General features: G+C 39.1%; 21 protein-coding genes, 4 tRNA genes and 1 riboswitch. Of the genes, 9 read left to right on the plus strand and 16 right to left on the minus strand.

Features of this window, described 5'->3' with window-relative positions; genetic code table 11:
- Nucleotides 1–3: 3 nt before the first annotated feature.
- The 4 genes from scpB to MKX14_RS15935 all read right to left on the minus strand — a co-directional run bounded on the left by scpB (nt 4) and on the right by MKX14_RS15935 (nt 2,983).
- Nucleotides 4–600 carry an SMC-Scp complex subunit ScpB gene (gene scpB, locus MKX14_RS15920; RefSeq protein ID WP_002120355.1) on the minus strand — a complete coding sequence of 199 codons (597 nt, stop codon included), beginning with the start codon at nt 598–600 and terminating at the stop codon, nt 4–6.
- Nucleotides 597–1,388, minus strand: a complete 792-nt coding sequence (locus tag MKX14_RS15925) for a segregation and condensation protein A (RefSeq protein WP_240282953.1) — start codon at nt 1,386–1,388, stop codon at nt 597–599. The genes scpB and MKX14_RS15925 overlap by 4 nt, the downstream gene beginning before the upstream one ends.
- A 224-nt stretch (nt 1,389–1,612) precedes the next feature.
- A complete protein-coding gene (locus MKX14_RS15930; protein ID WP_002120255.1) occupies nt 1,613–2,230 on the minus strand; it encodes an L-threonylcarbamoyladenylate synthase in 618 nt (205 codons plus the stop codon).
- Between the two features lie 90 nt (nt 2,231–2,320).
- Entirely contained in the window at nt 2,321–2,983 is a 663-nt protein-coding gene (locus MKX14_RS15935) for an elongation factor P hydroxylase (protein ID WP_240282954.1), read from the minus strand.
- Between the two features lie 96 nt (nt 2,984–3,079).
- Between MKX14_RS15935 and MKX14_RS15940 the strand changes: the two genes are divergently transcribed.
- From MKX14_RS15940 to lysM, 6 genes are all read left to right on the plus strand, one after another.
- Nucleotides 3,080–3,640, plus strand: coding sequence for a YceD family protein (locus MKX14_RS15940; RefSeq protein ID WP_002120393.1), 561 nt, complete (start codon nt 3,080–3,082; stop codon nt 3,638–3,640).
- A gap of 74 nt (nt 3,641–3,714) precedes the next feature.
- Nucleotides 3,715–3,900: a 50S ribosomal protein L32 gene (gene rpmF / locus MKX14_RS15945; RefSeq protein ID WP_000290730.1), complete on the plus strand. Its 186-nt coding sequence runs from the start codon at nt 3,715–3,717 to the stop codon at nt 3,898–3,900.
- 151 nt (nt 3,901–4,051) lie between these two features.
- Nucleotides 4,052–5,038, plus strand: coding sequence for an ACP S-malonyltransferase (gene fabD / locus MKX14_RS15950; RefSeq protein ID WP_002120357.1), 987 nt, complete (start codon nt 4,052–4,054; stop codon nt 5,036–5,038).
- The gene (gene fabG / locus MKX14_RS15955) at nt 5,035–5,769 is read left to right on the plus strand and encodes a 3-oxoacyl-ACP reductase FabG (RefSeq protein ID WP_046812153.1); all 735 of its coding nucleotides are present in this window, start codon (nt 5,035–5,037) and stop codon (nt 5,767–5,769) included. Before fabD ends, fabG begins: the two co-directional genes overlap by 4 nt.
- An 84-nt stretch (nt 5,770–5,853) precedes the next feature.
- A complete protein-coding gene (acpP, locus tag MKX14_RS15960; protein WP_001279871.1) occupies nt 5,854–6,090 on the plus strand; it encodes an acyl carrier protein in 237 nt (78 codons plus the stop codon).
- A gap of 187 nt (nt 6,091–6,277) precedes the next feature.
- Nucleotides 6,278–6,751: a peptidoglycan-binding protein LysM gene (lysM, locus tag MKX14_RS15965; RefSeq protein ID WP_002120434.1), complete on the plus strand. Its 474-nt coding sequence runs from the start codon at nt 6,278–6,280 to the stop codon at nt 6,749–6,751.
- Between the two features lie 44 nt (nt 6,752–6,795).
- Here lysM and thiED read toward each other — a convergent pair whose 3' ends face one another.
- Nucleotides 6,796–7,563 carry a hydroxymethylpyrimidine/phosphomethylpyrimidine kinase gene (gene thiED, locus MKX14_RS15970; protein WP_016144494.1) on the minus strand — a complete coding sequence of 256 codons (768 nt, stop codon included), beginning with the start codon at nt 7,561–7,563 and terminating at the stop codon, nt 6,796–6,798.
- 97 nt (nt 7,564–7,660) lie between these two features.
- On the opposite strand from thiED, the gene MKX14_RS15975 reads away from it, so the two are divergent.
- On the plus strand, nt 7,661–8,335 hold the full coding sequence (locus MKX14_RS15975) for an HAD-IA family hydrolase (protein WP_046812152.1): 675 nt from the start codon (nt 7,661–7,663) through the stop codon (nt 8,333–8,335).
- Between the two features lie 58 nt (nt 8,336–8,393).
- Here MKX14_RS15975 and ribB read toward each other — a convergent pair whose 3' ends face one another.
- Nucleotides 8,394–9,053 carry a 3,4-dihydroxy-2-butanone-4-phosphate synthase gene (ribB, locus tag MKX14_RS15980; RefSeq protein WP_005070969.1) on the minus strand — a complete coding sequence of 220 codons (660 nt, stop codon included), beginning with the start codon at nt 9,051–9,053 and terminating at the stop codon, nt 8,394–8,396.
- 91 nt (nt 9,054–9,144) lie between these two features.
- Nucleotides 9,145–9,295: riboswitch (FMN riboswitch) on the minus strand.
- 176 nt (nt 9,296–9,471) lie between these two features.
- Here ribB and MKX14_RS15985 point away from each other — a divergent pair.
- Together MKX14_RS15985 and MKX14_RS15990 are read left to right on the plus strand one after the other, a co-directional pair.
- Nucleotides 9,472–11,256, plus strand: coding sequence for a DUF2157 domain-containing protein (locus MKX14_RS15985; RefSeq protein ID WP_240282955.1), 1,785 nt, complete (start codon nt 9,472–9,474; stop codon nt 11,254–11,256).
- The gene (locus MKX14_RS15990) at nt 11,253–11,819 is read left to right on the plus strand and encodes a GDYXXLXY domain-containing protein (protein ID WP_233735061.1); all 567 of its coding nucleotides are present in this window, start codon (nt 11,253–11,255) and stop codon (nt 11,817–11,819) included. Before MKX14_RS15985 ends, MKX14_RS15990 begins: the two co-directional genes overlap by 4 nt.
- 45 nt (nt 11,820–11,864) lie before the next feature.
- Here the strand turns inward: MKX14_RS15990 and panD are convergent, their stop codons facing one another.
- From panD to lolB, 10 genes are all read right to left on the minus strand, one after another.
- Nucleotides 11,865–12,245 carry an aspartate 1-decarboxylase gene (gene panD / locus MKX14_RS15995; RefSeq protein ID WP_002120296.1) on the minus strand — a complete coding sequence of 127 codons (381 nt, stop codon included), beginning with the start codon at nt 12,243–12,245 and terminating at the stop codon, nt 11,865–11,867.
- Nucleotides 12,246–12,376: 131 nt separating this feature from the next.
- Nucleotides 12,377–12,958, minus strand: coding sequence for an aminoacyl-tRNA hydrolase (gene pth / locus MKX14_RS16000; protein WP_002120328.1), 582 nt, complete (start codon nt 12,956–12,958; stop codon nt 12,377–12,379).
- Between the two features lie 20 nt (nt 12,959–12,978).
- Entirely contained in the window at nt 12,979–13,275 is a 297-nt protein-coding gene (gene rplY, locus MKX14_RS16005) for a 50S ribosomal protein L25 (protein WP_002120443.1), read from the minus strand.
- 96 nt (nt 13,276–13,371) lie between these two features.
- Nucleotides 13,372–14,322: a ribose-phosphate pyrophosphokinase gene (locus MKX14_RS16010; protein WP_002120445.1), complete on the minus strand. Its 951-nt coding sequence runs from the start codon at nt 14,320–14,322 to the stop codon at nt 13,372–13,374.
- A gap of 36 nt (nt 14,323–14,358) precedes the next feature.
- Nucleotides 14,359–14,433: transfer RNA gene (locus MKX14_RS16015), tRNA-Gln, on the minus strand.
- A 91-nt stretch (nt 14,434–14,524) separates the two neighbouring features.
- Nucleotides 14,525–14,599, minus strand: a tRNA-Gln gene (locus tag MKX14_RS16020).
- 20 nt (nt 14,600–14,619) lie between these two features.
- Nucleotides 14,620–14,694 (minus strand) — tRNA-Gln (locus MKX14_RS16025).
- A 26-nt stretch (nt 14,695–14,720) separates the two neighbouring features.
- A tRNA-Gln gene (locus MKX14_RS16030) sits at nt 14,721–14,795 on the minus strand.
- Entirely contained in the window at nt 14,794–15,627 is an 834-nt protein-coding gene (gene ispE / locus MKX14_RS16035) for a 4-(cytidine 5'-diphospho)-2-C-methyl-D-erythritol kinase (RefSeq protein WP_240282956.1), read from the minus strand. The genes MKX14_RS16030 and ispE overlap by 2 nt, the downstream gene beginning before the upstream one ends.
- A gap of 18 nt (nt 15,628–15,645) precedes the next feature.
- Nucleotides 15,646–16,224 carry a lipoprotein insertase outer membrane protein LolB gene (lolB, locus tag MKX14_RS16040; protein ID WP_108011782.1) on the minus strand — a complete coding sequence of 193 codons (579 nt, stop codon included), beginning with the start codon at nt 16,222–16,224 and terminating at the stop codon, nt 15,646–15,648.
- Nucleotides 16,225–16,228 lie beyond the last annotated feature (4 nt).

Genomic DNA, 16,228 nt, shown 5'->3' on the forward strand with positions numbered 1-16,228 from the left:
TCTTTATGATTTCGGTGCATTTGCATCGAGAGCCATAAAGGCTTCCTTGGCGTTCTGTAGGGGAGGCAATTGGCCTAGAGAGGCTAGACCAAAAGCATTCAGAAACTGAGGCGTTGTAATTAGCAACGCAGGTCTTCCGGGTAAATCTCTAAAACCGGCTTCTTTAATCCAGTTCCAGTCAAATAGTGTTCTAAGAATTTGACTATTATTAGATACACCACGAATTTGTTCAATATCAGCTCGGGTAACCGGTTGATGATAAGCAATGACAGCCAGGGTTTCTAGTAATGAAGGCGACAGTTTTGTTGGTCGCTCTGGCCAAATTTGCGCAATAATACTACGATATTTAGATCTTACCTGAAAGCGAAACCCTTGTGCTGTTTCAATCAGCTCAATAGACCGACCATGTTGTAATAGTGCGAGCTGTTGCAAAAGTTGACGAAGCTGTTGTTTATTATATTGATTGTTAAATGCTTCTTTTAAGCGGGCAATTGAAACAGGCGCTTCACTGGCAAAGATAATTGCTTCAAGTTGTAATAAGACTTCATGATGTATGTCAGCTAATGACAAATCACTATTATTTTGTTCAAAACTACTCATATTGAAGATCCTTGAATTGCTAACGGGGCTTCAATACCAGTGGCAATAATTTTAATTTTCTGTTGGCGAGTCAATTCTAAAACTGCCATAAATGTAACAACCATTCCCATACGACCTTGCTGGGGATTGAGTAATTCTTTAAAACTTAACACGTCACCAGACTCTAATTTCTCTTCAATATATGCAATACGTTCTTCGAGTAAAACAGGTTCTTGAGCGACAACATGGGTAATAGGTTCGGGGCGATTAAATACACAGAACAACGCATCATGTAGCGCTGAGATATCGTAACCTTCATAAACAGGAGAGATATGTCCCAAGCTTACATTGGCACTAAATGTATCGCGTTCAAGAATTGGCATTTGACCTAAACGCTCAGCTGCTTGCTTAATGCGTAGATAGGTTTCAAGACGATCAATAAGCTCCTTCTTAGGATCTTTTTCAATGCTTATAATTGTAGGTTTTGGTAGAAGTAGGCGAGATTTTAGGTCAGCTAATAGAGCAGCCATCACCATATAATCTGCTGTCAACTCGATATTTAAAGACTTCATACTATCCATATAGGCTAAATATTGAGTCGCTATAGGAGCAATATCGAGTTGAATTAAATCGAAGCCATTTTTCTGAATCAGATAAATTAAAAAATCTAATGGACCTTCAAACCGCTCGAGCAAAATCTCAAATGCAGCTGGAGGTATATAGAGATCTTCTGGAATTTTGTCATGCCACTCATCTAAAACACGGATGTGTGGAGCGTCTTCCATGGATTGATGAAGTGATTGATTCATTACGATTATAAGCCACGCGAATTTTCAAAAGCATGAGACTTGTTATTCAAGTCCTAGACAGCTGTAAGTAGAAGAACAGCAGATAGTGAAAATCATTCTAAATGAATTGTGTCCTTTAATAAATTACTTAACGACTAAAGTGTAAAAAAAATCCAAAATAAATAAAGAGTATTTTTTTGAGTGATAATACTTTTTTTTAAACTATTGGTAAAAAATGTAAGTGCTTATTCAAAAGCACTTACATCGCCAACACCACGACGGATAATTTCAGGATGTTCACCCGATAAATCAACGATACTTGTACTGGTCAAGGTACCAAAACCTCCGTCAATAAATACATCAATTCGTTTATCTAACTGATTTTCAATATCGTAAGGATCATCTAGAGGGTCTTCTTGCCCTGGTAAAATTAATGTACTGGTGAGTAGAGGTTCGCCAAGCTCTTGTAATAAAGCCTGACAAATTGGATTACTTGGAATACGTAAGCCAATTGTTTTCTTTTTAGGGTGCATCAATCTACGAGGAACTTCACTTGTTGCAGGTAAAATGAAGGTAGTAATAGCTGGTGTATTCGCTTTCAATAAACGATATGTCGCATTATCAACTTTTGCATAAGTTGCAATATCAGATAAGTCACAGCACATAATGGCATATTGATGTTTAGGCCCTAAGCCACGAATCTGTGCAATACGTTCCATGGCATTTTTATTACCGATTTGACACCCAATTGCATAGGCAGCATCGGTAGGGTAGACCACAACATCTCCTGCTCGGATACGTTCAACCGCTTGGGCAATGAGGCGTTGCTGTGGATTTTCAGGATGTACATGTAAATGCATCATATTTTAGAGACTCCATCACGCCAGTGTTAAAAATAATTATTAGGCTTTTTAAATGGCCTAGGCAAGCAATTAACGTAGCTTTTTTGTCAATTAATCAAGGAGTTCACGTTTAAATTCATTTAATTGTAAAGGTGTGCCCGAACGTGTACATTGGCAAATAAAACCAATAAATGCTGATGCATCACGTGGCAACTTAGCTTCACCCGAAAAGTAACGTTGAACTTGAGCATAAACGTTATCTTTAAATAGTTTGCCATCACCGCTATCACCCGTAAGGTTATCGAGTGAAACTCTAAATTTTCGGCCAAAAGATTGCGCAAATAACCATTCAATTGCTTGTGGCTTAATTTCTACTTGTTCAAATAAACTTTGCTGTTCTTGGGTGCGACCATCAGGTGCATACCAATAACCTAAATCTGGTAATAGACGTCTTTTTTCACCTGCAATAGACCAGTGACTAATTTCATGCAAAGCACTATTAAAGAAACCGTGAGCAAATTGGATCTTGGCTGGTTCTTTATTTGTCGCTGGGAAATATTCAGGTTCAAAATCACCACGAACTAATGTCACATTATGGTGGGAAAACCAGTGATTAAAGTGTAAAATAAGCCAATCAACTTGCTCAGACTCCGATTTTGAGCTTGACCATGGTGAGAGTTGCACTAGGTCAGGTACAAGAGTGTTCTGATGAGTTGAATGGGTGCAAACGAGTAATGAAGTGTTAACTTCAGGTTGCGGCTGCAACAGGTGCATTGCTTAATTTACCCCGAGTTCTGTCTAAAGAAGTGCAAAATTGTATCTTAATCTTTGACAGAGTACCGATGAATTTGTAGAATTGCCGCCTTAATTATGTCAGCAAATACCTTTCCGGCACAGATTGAGCCGTTTAAATGGGCTGAACAAGGCTTTACATGGTCAGGTCAACTGCCCTTGTCTCGCTTTGCTCGTATCGCTCGTGAAGCTGTTGGATCAATTGATAATCAATTGATCAACATAGACTGTAAGCTATCAATGGATGCATATCATCGCATTGTGTGGATGGACGGTCACATGGACACGAAAGTTCCAATGGAGTGCCAACGTTGTTTGGAACCTGTTGAAATGCCTCTTGTCTTAGACTTCCATATTGCATTAGTGGATGATGAGTCACTGATAGAGCGCTTGGATGAGGATGCTGATTTCATCGTTTTAGGTGAAAGTGAGTCTTCGACGAAAGGCGATTATGATACGCCTGCCTCGATTAACTTACTCGCATTACTAGAAGATGAACTGTTATTGTTGATGCCTTTATCTCCCAAGCATGATGCTTGTGAACATAAACATCAACCTACCATTCAGAATGTTGTCGAAGAAAAACGGGATAATCCGTTTGATGTTTTGGCAGGTTTGAAGGGTAAACTTAACTCATAATTTGTGTTATAATTGTGAGATAAGACAACTGAATTTGTTCTGATCCATTTTTTCGATCTTTGTAAGGAGCCATCATGGCCGTTCAGCAAAACCGTAAAAGTCGCTCTCGCCGTGACATGCGCCGTTCACATGACGCTTTAACCGAGAATGCATTAACAGTAGACCAAGCAACTGGTGAAACTCATCGTCGTCACCACGTGACTAAAGACGGTTTCTACCGTGGTCGTCAATTATTCGCTAAAGCAGCTGATGCTGAATAATTGCATGATATGCATTAAGCGTGATGCTTAAGTATAGAAAAAATGGGAGCGAAAGCTCCCTTTTTTTGTTGTTTTTCGCAATTATAAATATATAAATAACATGTTAAATTTCCGCTCCAGAAATGAGTGAAAACCCAAAAAAGGATTTCTTATGTCTGCTAAACGTCTTGAACAAGTAGCTTTAGCCACAAAAACTGCATTTGTGTTTCCTGGTCAAGGTTCACAAAAAGTCGGTATGCTTGCTGAACTAGCAGAACAGTTTAGTGGGGTCGGGCAAACTTTTGCAGAAGCTTCAGATGCTCTTGGATTTGATCTTTGGCATATTGCGCAAAGTGGCGAAGGTCTCGACCAAACAGAAAATACCCAACCTGTGTTATTAACTGCCAGTATCGCTTTATGGCGTGTATGGCTTGATTTAGGTGGTCTGGCACCTAAATACCTTGCAGGACATTCACTAGGTGAATACAGTGCATTGGTAGCTGCAGGCTCTATGAGCTTGGCGGATGCAGTTAAATTAGTTAACTTGCGTGGCAAGCTCATGCAAAGTGCTGTACCTCAGGGTCAAGGGGCTATGGCTGCAATCCTTGGTTTGGCTGATGAAAAAGTGGTTGAACTTTGTCAAACCGTGAGTGCATCAGGTGAAGGTTCTGTAGAAGCTGCAAACTATAATTCACAAGGTCAAGTTGTGATTGCAGGAAGTACAGCTTCTGTACAAGAAGTTATGGCTTTGGCAAAAGAGCAGTCAGCTAAAGCAATTGCTTTACCAGTGTCAGTTCCTTCTCATTGTTCGTTGATGAAACCTGCCGCTGAGAAATTTGCAGAAGCTTTGGAACAAACTGCCATTGAGCTACCTACCATTCCTGTAATACAAAATGTCAACGCGGGAATAGCTACCGATGTTGCTCAATTGCGTCAGGCATTAACTGCACAATTGTATCAATCAGTACAATGGACACGTACCATGCAGTCTCTACAAGACCAAGGTATTCAATACATTGTTGAGTGTGGTCCAGGTACAGTATTGAGTAACCTCGCAAAGCGTTTACCAAATATTGAAAAAGCTTTTTCTATTGATAGTAAGAGCAAAATGGAAGATGCCCTAAATGCTGTTTTAGTGGCAGAAGGAAAAATTGCATGACACAAGAACGCAAAGTTGCATTAGTAACGGGCGCGAGTCGGGGTATTGGCGCTGCCATTGCCCAGCAACTTATTCAAGACGGTTATTTTGTTGTAGGTACTGCGACTTCTGAATCTGGTGCACAAAAGTTAAGTGATAGCTTTGGTGAACAAGGTGCAGGTTTGGCGCTCGACGTGCGTAATCTCGATGAGATTGAAGCAGTCGTTTCTCATATTGAACAGAACTATGGTCCTGTACTTGTTCTAGTTAACAATGCAGGTATTACGAAAGACAATTTGTTGCTTCGTATGTCTGAAGATGATTGGGATGACATTCTCAACATTCACCTTAAAGCAGTTTATCGTTTATCTAAACGTGTGCTTAAGGGTATGACGAAGGCACGTTTTGGTCGAATTGTTAATATCAGTTCTGTTGTAGCTCACTTTGCAAACCCAGGCCAAGCGAACTATTCTGCTGCTAAAGCAGGTATTGAAGCATTCAGCCGTAGCCTTGCAAAAGAGATGGGTAGCCGCCAAATTACTGTAAACAGTGTGGCGCCAGGCTTTATTGCAACAGAAATGACAGATGCACTTAGTGAAGACATTCGCAAAAAAATGAGTGATCAAGTGGCTTTAAATCGCTTAGGTGAGCCACAAGATATCGCAAATGCGGTGAGTTTCCTTGCAAGTGATAAAGCAGGTTACATTACCGGTACGGTATTACATGTAAATGGTGGTTTATACATGGCCTAACGCCGATGTATAAACTTTTAAAAATTTTTATATTCAATTAAACTAGTGGCAAATTAAACGCCACAAGCAATGAGGAGAATTCCTGTGAGCGATATCGAACAACGCGTTAAACAAGCGGTTGCAGAACAACTTGGTCTTAAAGCTGAAGAGATTAAAAACGAAGCATCTTTTATGGATGACTTAGGTGCTGACTCTTTAGATTTAGTTGAACTTGTTATGTCTTTCGAAAACGACTTCGACATCACTATCCCTGATGAAGATTCTAACGAAATCACTACAGTTCAATCTGCAATTGACTATGTAACTAAAAAACTTGGTTAATTCGCATATTGCTGAATAAAAAGAAGGCCACCGTAAGGTGGCTTTTTTTTATTTTAGAAAAAATTTAAGAGATACATAATTTTACAAGATCAACCTCAATTGATAGCAGAGGCATAACTTTTTTGAAGTATAACAATAAGGGTCAGTTTAGTGACTTTACTATAAACAATAATATGAGGACTAAAAGATGGGTCTTTTTGATTTTGTAAAAGGTATTGGCAAGAAAAATACCGCACCAGCAGAACCACAACCAGCTCCGGCAACACCAGCAGAACCTTCTGCACAAGAAGTTGCAAATAAATTATTAGGTTTAATTAAAAGTTTGGGCTTAGGGGTAGAAGGCTTATCTGTAACCTATAACGGTACTACTGATACTGCAATTATTAAAGGGCAGGTAAAAAGCCAAGCAGATAAAGAGAAAATTATTCTTATTGTTGGAAACATTGATCATGTGGCTCAAGTAGATGACCAGATGACAGTGGCAACTCCTGAACCAGAAAGTAAATTTTATACAGTGAAATCTGGTGATAACCTTTCAAAAATTGCGAAAGAAGTTTACGGTGATGCAAATCAATATCCAAAAATCTTTGAAGCAAATAAACCAATGTTAAAAGATCCCGATGAGATTTTCCCAGGACAAGTTTTACGCATTCCTCAATAATTAAGATTAATAAAAAAGGCGCTTTAAGCGCCTTTTTTGTGCTTTTAAAAACGCTTTGGAATCTTTTGTCCGTTTGGTACAGGGGTGTCTGCATTTTTTAAAACACCGAATAACCATGTTTCAGCATGCTGTACTGCAATTTTTAAAGAATCACCTAAAGCTAAACGGCCAGCGATAAAGCTAGCTAAAGAACAACCTGAGCCGTGATATTCACCTTCAAGGCGAGGACAGCTACTACTCGCTGCTAGTTCACCATCGATATATAAACTATTTTTAATATGATCTGGTGTATCTTCATGTCCACCTTTCACTAGAACAGCTTTAGCACCCATTTCAAAAAGCTTTTGAGTGGCTTGATCTAAATCAGTAATACCTGTTAGAGCGCGTAATTCAACGGTATTTGGGGTAATAATTGTGGCGAGAGGGATAAGTTCAACGAACGCTTTAACGAGAGTTGCCTGATCACCTAAAGAGCCACCACTGTTTGCGACTAAAACAGGATCAAGTACATATTGATAGTCAGGATGAGCACGTAAAAATTCAGCTAGTGCAGCAATATTATCTGTCGTACCAAGCATGCCTGACTTAACACATTTAATGGGTAAGTCACCTACAACTGCATTTGCTTGTGCTAATAAGAGTTCTTTTGAGGTTGCTTCGAAGCCAAATACTTGTTGTGAGTTTTGAATAGTGAGGGCAGTACATGCAATTGCTGCATGGGCACCACTTTGTCCAATTGCTTCGATATCGGCTTGTAAACCTGCACCACCTGAAGGGTCTAAACCCGAGAAACAAAGTACGGTTGGACGCACGGTTATTTCCTTTTCAATTTAAATTTACGTTAGTATAAGAGAGTTTGATTAAACTCTCGACCAATTGAATTAAATACTTTACTGGGTTAATGATTGAATGGCTATAAAACATATTTTGATTGATTTAGATGGAACCTTAACAGACCCAAAAGTTGGAATCCATACTTCAATTCGCTATGCAATGGAGAAATTAGGCTATCCATTGGCTGCCGATTTAGATATTGATTGGACAATTGGCCCACCCTTGAAGCCATCACTCGCAAAATTATTAGCTACTCAAGATGATGCTTTAGCTGAACAAGCTTTACTTGCTTATCGCGAGCGTTTTTCGGTGGTTGGCCTATTTGAAAATGAAGTATATCCATCTGTTGCAAAAACGCTTAGCGCTTTAAAAAAAGAAGGATATCGTTTATTTGTCGCAACTGCTAAACCAACGATTTATGCAAAACGCATCTTGGAACATTTTGAATTAAGCCAATACTTTGTACATATTTATGGAAGTGAATTAACTGGTGAGCGCACTAATAAAGCTGAACTCATTCATTATATTTTGGAACATGAGCAACTAAATCCTGAAGAGTGTTTAATGGTCGGTGATCGCCAATATGACGTTTTAGGTGCTCGTCATAATGGTATTGAGGCGGTAGCGGTGACTTATGGTTACGGAACAGCAGAGGAACTTGCTCAAGCACAGCCAAAAGCAATGATTACGCAATTTTCTGAGCTTTTGGACTATGTTGAAGAACTGGCAGCACAAAAGAAAGTTTCTTAAATATTATTAAATTTTAATTTGAAGGTTTGGCTTTGATCTAAAGCCAAACCTTTTTTATTTAAATACCGTGTTGCTGGCGGTATTGAACAAGTTCTTCAATCGTAATCACCGTTAAGTGATGAGTTTGAGCATATGCTAAAACTTGAATGCCCGATGCCATCGTGCCATCTGGATTGGTTAATTCACATAATACGCCAGCAGGTTTTAAACCGGCTAATCTTGCTAGATCAATTGTTCCCTCGGTATGACCTCGACGAGTAAGGACTCCACCATTACGTGCACGTAATGGGAAAACGTGTCCCGGACGATTTAAGTCACTTGCAACAGCGCCATCTTTAATAGCAGTTTGAATAGTTGTTACACGGTCTTTAGCAGAAACACCAGTGGTAACGCCTTGAGCTGCCTCAATGGTCACTGTAAAAGCGGTATGAAACTGGCTTGAGTTTTGAGAAACCATTGGAGGAAGTTCTAGATGATCTGCTAGCTCTTCTGTAAGGCATAAACATACAATCCCTGAACCATCACGAATCATACGTGCCATTGTTTCTACCGTTAAAGTTTCGGCTGCAACAATTAAATCTGCTTCATTTTCGCGATCAAAGTCGTCCATAACCAAGACAGGCTTGCCTTGACGGATATCTTCTAATGCTTGTTGAATGCGTTGCTCAGCAGGAGAGAGGGCTGAGAAAAAAAGTTCTGGTTGAATTAAGCTAGACATAATGAAACGCTCTCGTAAAAAATACGGTTGAACATTTCAGGACTGATGTAAAAACAGGCTGGCACTGAAATAAAACGGATTTATCCCAGTTCGTCGTCTTCTTTCATCCGGACTATACCGTCGGCTTTGGAGTTTCACCAAATCTGCTCAAATTACACAATTTAAGCTCGTGGGCTTGTTAATCTATTTATAAAAATTAACTTTACCACCGGTGGGGAATTGCACCCCGCCCTGAAGCGATGGGTTTTATTATAGCGCGCTTGATAGAATTGGCTAGATGCTTTTATAGAATGCTAAGTTTCTTTATGAATAAGCATTTTCATAAATCGAAATAGGCTTTTTAACAAGAGCTTACTTGTTGATATGAAAATGGAATGCTATGTTTTTTATAGAAAATTATAAATAAAATAGGTGTTTCATGCAGATAAGAGACTATTATCCTCTAACCAATAGCTCATTTATTCAGCATCTCCATATTTTCAGTTATGTATTTATGGCGGTAAGTATTCTGTATTTAATTGCTGCCAACTGGTTGATGCTTCCAGACAGTATTCAACTCGCTATCCCGCCCGTTATATTACTTGTAACAGCATGGTTCAGCACAAAAGATACTTTAAGCGATGGGGTTAGGCAGACCTTACATAGCGTTTGTGGTTTGATGATAGGTTTAAGCTTGGCTGTTATTGGACAGGTTTATCAAACTGGTGCAGACAGTTATTTGCTTTTTTTAATTTGGACATTGCTTTTACTGCCGTGGTTATATCGACCGAATATTGGAATCTTTGCTTTAATTTGTATTACCAGTCAACTTACACTTTTTTTATTTTTTAAACAGACTTTCTGGTCTGAAAAGTTTCCTTATTTATATTTAATCGCTCTAAATTTATTAAGCCTTATTGAGTTTTGGGTATGTATAAAGAAATATCGTGCTTTACGATTTGTCTTTATCGCTTGGTTCGCCATTATTTCGATTATTGGAATGATTCAATATTTATCGAATGAGAATATTCCTTATCTAATTTCTGCCTTCTTTTCCGGAATAGTCGTTTTTTATTATTTCTTCAAAAAAGATGATCAGCTATGTGCTAGTTTGATGGCAGCTGTTCTTGGTGTGACTGCAACGATATGGCTTGTAGATGGGATTAATAACCTATTTAAAGACTCTAATGAGTTCATATTTTTATTGATTGCAGGCATTATTTTTATTTGGTTTGCGCTGATCAGCTATCTTTTAATAAAAATTTTTCGTCAAAGCCGCTTTTATGTCATTCCATTGGCAATTGGTGCTTGGCTTGCTGGCTTGTCACTTGCAGCTTTTACGCTGGTGTTTTGGGAAGCTATTTCTTTAGTTATTGGAGTTGTTTTTGTTGGATTGACGTTTATTCTTTTAAAGAAATCACAAAGCTATTTCTTTCGGCAATTTGCCTATTGTTTGTTTATCAGTGGGCAGACCGCTTTCTTGTTTCATCTTGGTTCAGAAACAGATCAAATTCTATGGGTTTTAATTGCACAGATTATTATTCTATGTATTAGTTATTTTCTTAAACCACATTGGTTCTTCATTTTAATTCAAATGCTTGCTACGTATGGCATAGCTTTTATCTATTTGCTACAACTGGACCATTCATTGTGGTCAATACATTCTACTCAGACTTATTTAAATTTAACTTTGCTCAGTTACTTGGTTTTTAGTTTGGTGCTCTTACCTAAGAGAGAATCAATAGCCCTATACGAGCGTAGTATTTTTTTATGCGTGCTGGTCGTAATTCTTGTAGCTTCTTTTTTCAATACTTTTATGGGGTTGGTACCAGAAAATTCGATAGATCAGCAGTTATGGGTTTTATATTTGCTACCTGTTGTTTGGTTACTTTGCTTTAGTGTTCTTCATTTATATCGACAACTTAAGGCACTCACTTTTTTCGCCTTTTTAATATTTGGTGTGTTACTTATTGTGTTGGGATATTTTGAAATTTTCATCCTGCTTATTATTTTAACGTGGGCATTAAAAAAGAAAGATTATATTGTGTATGGAGTGAGCTTAACTGTATTCGTTTTTGTGTTCTGGCAGCTCTATTACAACCTAGAAATAACTTTTCTGGCTAAGAGTGCATCTATTTTTATTTCGGGCATTGTTTTGTTGGCTCTGTATTGGTTACTTCAATGTGAAAGTAAAAATGATCTTATTAAAGGAGAGAAAGAATGAAAAAGTATTTTTCTCTTATTCTTGCCGTTATCACGCTATTATTTTTTGCAGGTTTAGTGGCGAAAAACGAATGGCATTTGCACCATAGTAAAAGTATTTTCATTGAGCTTAAGCCAGTTGATCCTCGTTCAATTTTACAAGGTGACTATATGGCACTGGCTTATGAATTACATTTACAATCTCTTAAAGCTAAAGCTCTTGCAGGAAGTGAAGGTGAGGCTCTGGAACAGGTGATTTTTAATCGCTCTTCCGTTCCCGCAAAAGTTATTTTGGATTCACAAAATCGCGTAGTTCGTACCATTTTAGATATCAATAATTCATTTGCTGGGCAGAGGTTAATTTTAAAAAATCCTGAAAATCGTTTGCAGGCTTTATATCCTGCCTCTCGCAGTTTCTTGTTTGCAGAAGGCTTGGCTCAATGTTATGAAAAAGCCAAATATGCTGAATTTAAGGTAAATCCTGAAGGAGAGGCGATATTGTTCGAATTACGAGGAGAGCAGCTTCAACCATTAAATTGTGAAAAACAAAAGAACTGGTGGGAAGGAACTATTAAGGATTTATAAAATAATAAAAGCCCGTCAATGCGGGCTTTTTATTCTTAAAATAAATTAGGCAACTTGAACAGGAATGCAATTCGCTGTGTGGTTGACTGTATTATTTGGATTAGCATATACCAAACGTGGTTTATGAATATTTGCTTCAGCTTCAGTAAAATCACCAAATGTAGCAATAATTACTAAATCGCCAACGTCTGCTTGATGTGCAGCACCGCCGTTTACTGAAATAATTCCAGAGTTATCTTCACCACGAATCGCATAAGTTGTGAAGCGTTTGCCATTGGTTACATTCCAAACATGAATTTCTTCATATTCACGAATACCAGCTAAGTCCATCAATACGCCATCAATTGCACAAGAACCTTCATAGTGAAGTTCAGCATGGGTTACAACTGCACGGTGAATTTTGCATTTTAATAAACGAGATAGCATGGCTAGCGTCTCCTGAGTAGACCTAAGATGTAGATCTTATGGTGAAATCTTTAGCTTTTGCGGTTGGCAAAGTGGCTGATGCGCATTTTGCTCCTAAAAAAGCAAGATAGCAAGCATGATTGTTCAACAATTTAAGTGGGTTTATATGCATTAATTTGATTCATGGCCTGTGGAACTTGTCCTTGAACAAGTAGCTTCACTTTAGAAAGGGCATGATCAATTGCAGCATCCATCAGACTTTGTTCACTACTTGGTGCTTTTCCAAGTACGTGACCTGAAACTTTCTCTTTCGAGCCAGGATGTCCGATACCAATACGTAAACGGTGAAAATTTGGACCAATATGAGGGACAATGTCACGTAAACCGTTATGACCACCGTGTCCACCGCCTGTTTTAAGACGAATTACACCTGGGTTCATATCAAGTTCATCATGAGCAATCAAAATTGCTTCGGGAGCAATTTGATAGAATTTTGCAAATGGAACTACACTTTGTCCAGAACGGTTCATAAATGTAGTGGGTAGAAGTAGACGGACATCGTGTCCTTCTATATTACCACGTCCACTGATTCCGTGAAATTTCGGATCATTTTTTAATGTAATGCCATATTTGTCAGCAAGCTGTTCAATGAACCAAAAACCTGCATTATGGCGGGTTTGGGCATATTCTGAACCAGGATTGCCCAAACCAACAATTAGCGAAATATTTGACACTAATCTACGCCTTTAAACACTTATGCGCGTTTAAAGTCAGCGTGCATAGGAGTGTTTTTAGATGGGTGACGTTGTAACGCTTGGATTTTAACGTTTTCAACTTTGTCGCCCACTTTGATTTCTACAACTTCTTCAAAGAAAGCATTGCTTTCTAAAGCTTTTACAAGCTCACGAAGTTCTAAAGTAACAGTTACAGGCTCAGCGTTGCCACCATAAATGATAGCTGGAATTAAAGCTTCGCGACGAAGGCGGCGGCTCGCACCTTTCCCTTGTTTGTCTTCAGCACGCGCTTGAGCGTTTAATACGAAGTTTGCCATGAGTAAATCCTCATTAAAGTTTAAAAGACTAAACTTGCGACCAGTTTAGTGATAGAAAACCCCAGCCAAGGCTAGGGTTTATAAAAAGCTGCAATATTATAAACTATCGAACATTGCACTGATAGACTCTTCGTTATTAATACGACGAATCGTTTCAGCAACCATGCTAGCAACAGAAACCTGACGGATCTTGCCTAAGGTCAATGCTTCTTCAGAAAGAGGAATGGTATCAGTCACAACCAGTTCATCAATAACTGAATTACGTAAGTTTTCAATAGCCTTACCTGATAGTACAGGGTGAGTTGCGTATGCAACTACACGACGTGCACCAAATTGCTTAAGCGCATCAGCTGCTTTACACAATGTACCAGCAGTATCAACCATATCGTCTACGATAACGCAATCACGATCTTTTACGTCACCAATTAAGTGCATAACTTGCGACTCATTGGCTTTTTGACGACGTTTATCAATAATTGCTAAATCGATGTCACCCATCTGTTTGGCAACAGCACGAGCACGTACTACACCGCCAACGTCAGGAGAAACCACCATAAGGTTGTCATGTTGTTGTTGACGTAAGTCAGCAAGCAAAGCAGGAGTACCGTAGATGTTGTCGACTGGAATATCGAAGAAACCTTGAATTTGGTCAGCATGTAAGTCGATCATCACAACACGGTCAATACCAACAGTGGTAAGCATGTCTGCGACAACTTTAGCTGTAATCGGCACACGTGCAGAACGTGGACGACGGTCTTGGCGAGCGTAACCAAAATAAGGGATAACAGCGGTAATACGACCAGCACTTGCACGACGCAAAGCATCTGCCATAACCAAGATTTCCATAAGGTTATCATTGGTAGGGGCACAAGTAGGCTGAACGATAAATACGTCTTTACCACGAACATTTTCAGTAATTTCTACTGAAATTTCTCCATCAGAAAAGTGACCGACTGATGCAGCACCTAGAGGGATATGTAAGTGACTTACGACTTTTTGAGCGAACTGTGGATGAGCATTTCCACTAAAAACGACAAGATTGGGCATGAAGCACCCTTGGCGGTTGGTATGTAATGAAATAGATGGCAGGGGCGGCTGGATTCGAACCAACGGATGCCGAGATCAAAACCCGGTGCCTTACCACTTGGCGACGCCCCTAATGCGGCAGAACTTTAATATTTTTGCAATACAATGTCAAGATTAATCAACAAAAAGCATAGCAATTAAGTCTGTCTTTAAAATAAGAGAATGGCAGGGGCGGCTGGATTCGAACCAACGGATGCCGAGATCAAAACCCGGTGCCTTACCACTTGGCGACGCCCCTAAATTCGATGATATATATGATGGCAGGGGCGGCTGGATTCGAACCAACGGATGCCGAGATCAAAACCCGGTGCCTTACCACTTGGCGACGCCCCTAATATAATCATCATTACAGGTGAGGTTGGCAGGGGCGGCTGGATTCGAACCAACGGATGCCGAGATCAAAACCCGGTGCCTTACCACTTGGCGACGCCCCTAACGTGTAACCTTAAAATGATTAAGAGGAGATTCTTTTAAACTATTTACCAAGTAAGATTTACATGGTGAATGGTTAAGAATTTCATCAATATTCATTTCATTTGTTACTTCAGTGAAAACACAAGCACCTGTACCTGTAAGCTTTGCTTGACCAAACTGATCTAAATATTGCATTGCTTCTTCTACTTCAGGGTATAACTGTCGAGCCAGTGGCTCAAAGTTATTTCCAAAATTAGAAGGCTCTAACTGATAGGCGCAAAATTTAGTGGTCTTAGAGTCTCTTGTCAATGTTTTTTGTGAAAAAAGCAATTGAGTGCTGATAAAACAATCAGGTTTTAAAATAATGAACTGTTTTTGATCTAAGTCTATGAATGATAAATGTTCACCGATGCCTTCAGCCCATGCATTTTTACCATAAATAAAAATTGGAACATCAGCACCAAGCTTAACACCATAGTCCGCAAGTTGTTCTTGCTTTAGGCCACATTCCCATAATTGATTTAATACAATAAGCGTTGTGGCGGCATTAGATGAACCGCCGCCTAGACCCGCACCCATTGGAATATTTTTTTCAATTTTGATGTGCAAGCCACAAAGTTTTTTTGCATGTGGTTTTAGTATTTGGGCTGCTCGATAAATCAAATTTTCTTCAGGTCGAACTTCACTCAACCCATCAATTTTGATTTCTTCGTCCAAAGTCGGTGTAAATGTCATCCAATCATATAAATCAATCAGTTGGAAAATGGTTTGTAGCTCATGGTAACCATTTTCAAGTCGGCCTGTAATATGTAAAAACAGGTTGAGCTTAGCAGGGGAAGGAACTCGAATCATAGATTTATATAATTAGACTTAGCGGTTTTGGATGACCATTGTAATACGGTTTTCTTTATCTTCAGCAAGAGCTTGCTTTAAAACCAATTTGTTCGGCAAAGTTTGTTCACCATCGTAACTGAAATTAACCGTCCAGCCATCTTCAACCAGTTGGCTCACTCGATTTGCAGCGTCTTTCGTAATTTGAGCATTTAGCGTTGCTGGTTTGGCTAAAATCCAGCTCGTTAAGTGCGTAATTGGTGCTTGCCAACCCGTTGCTCGCTCTAAAAGTTCTTCTGGAGAGGCCGCGGTAATAAGTCCAGTTTTAGAACTGTTTAAAGTTACTTCGCCTGGTTTACCCTGAATTTGAGTTTTTCCAACGCCTAAAATACCGCTTAATTCGATATCAAAATTATCTTGCTGTTGAAGCCAGGTAAAAAAAGCACTGCCGCTTTGCTGTGGTGTACGAACCCCAATCTTACCTTGCAAATTAAAGTGTTTTTCGTCTTGAACTTGTTGGGTAACCGTCGTTTTTGGTTGAGTAAAATGCTGACAACCGGTTAGAAATAATACACTTGATCCACAGATCGCTGTGCACAGTTGGGCAAATTTGCTCATATAT

The organism is Acinetobacter pittii (assembly GCF_022449185.1).
GTDB classification, from domain to species: Bacteria; Pseudomonadota; Gammaproteobacteria; order Pseudomonadales; family Moraxellaceae; genus Acinetobacter; species Acinetobacter pittii_I.

What these genes read in the sequence shown, in the direction of transcription:
- MKX14_RS15985 (WP_240282955.1), top strand. Translation starts at nt 9,472, where the DNA reads ATGCAGATAAGAGACTATTATCCTCTAACCAATAGCTCATTTATTCAG.
- scpB (WP_002120355.1), bottom strand. Translation starts at nt 600, where the DNA reads ATGAGTAGTTTTGAACAAAATAATAGTGATTTGTCATTAGCTGACATA.
- rplY (WP_002120443.1), bottom strand. Translation starts at nt 13,275, where the DNA reads ATGGCAAACTTCGTATTAAACGCTCAAGCGCGTGCTGAAGACAAACAA.
- MKX14_RS15940 (WP_002120393.1), top strand. Translation starts at nt 3,080, where the DNA reads ATGTCAGCAAATACCTTTCCGGCACAGATTGAGCCGTTTAAATGGGCT.
- MKX14_RS15975 (WP_046812152.1), top strand. Translation starts at nt 7,661, where the DNA reads ATGGCTATAAAACATATTTTGATTGATTTAGATGGAACCTTAACAGAC.
- ispE (WP_240282956.1), bottom strand. Translation starts at nt 15,627, where the DNA reads ATGATTCGAGTTCCTTCCCCTGCTAAGCTCAACCTGTTTTTACATATT.
- MKX14_RS15930 (WP_002120255.1), bottom strand. Translation starts at nt 2,230, where the DNA reads ATGATGCATTTACATGTACATCCTGAAAATCCACAGCAACGCCTCATT.
- MKX14_RS15925 (WP_240282953.1), bottom strand. Translation starts at nt 1,388, where the DNA reads ATGAATCAATCACTTCATCAATCCATGGAAGACGCTCCACACATCCGT.
- fabG (WP_046812153.1), top strand. Translation starts at nt 5,035, where the DNA reads ATGACACAAGAACGCAAAGTTGCATTAGTAACGGGCGCGAGTCGGGGT.
- rpmF (WP_000290730.1), top strand. Translation starts at nt 3,715, where the DNA reads ATGGCCGTTCAGCAAAACCGTAAAAGTCGCTCTCGCCGTGACATGCGC.
- lysM (WP_002120434.1), top strand. Translation starts at nt 6,278, where the DNA reads ATGGGTCTTTTTGATTTTGTAAAAGGTATTGGCAAGAAAAATACCGCA.
- ribB (WP_005070969.1), bottom strand. Translation starts at nt 9,053, where the DNA reads ATGTCTAGCTTAATTCAACCAGAACTTTTTTTCTCAGCCCTCTCTCCT.
- fabD (WP_002120357.1), top strand. Translation starts at nt 4,052, where the DNA reads ATGTCTGCTAAACGTCTTGAACAAGTAGCTTTAGCCACAAAAACTGCA.
- panD (WP_002120296.1), bottom strand. Translation starts at nt 12,245, where the DNA reads ATGCTATCTCGTTTATTAAAATGCAAAATTCACCGTGCAGTTGTAACC.
- MKX14_RS16010 (WP_002120445.1), bottom strand. Translation starts at nt 14,322, where the DNA reads ATGCCCAATCTTGTCGTTTTTAGTGGAAATGCTCATCCACAGTTCGCT.
- lolB (WP_108011782.1), bottom strand. Translation starts at nt 16,224, where the DNA reads ATGAGCAAATTTGCCCAACTGTGCACAGCGATCTGTGGATCAAGTGTA.
- MKX14_RS15990 (WP_233735061.1), top strand. Translation starts at nt 11,253, where the DNA reads ATGAAAAAGTATTTTTCTCTTATTCTTGCCGTTATCACGCTATTATTT.
- MKX14_RS15935 (WP_240282954.1), bottom strand. Translation starts at nt 2,983, where the DNA reads ATGCACCTGTTGCAGCCGCAACCTGAAGTTAACACTTCATTACTCGTT.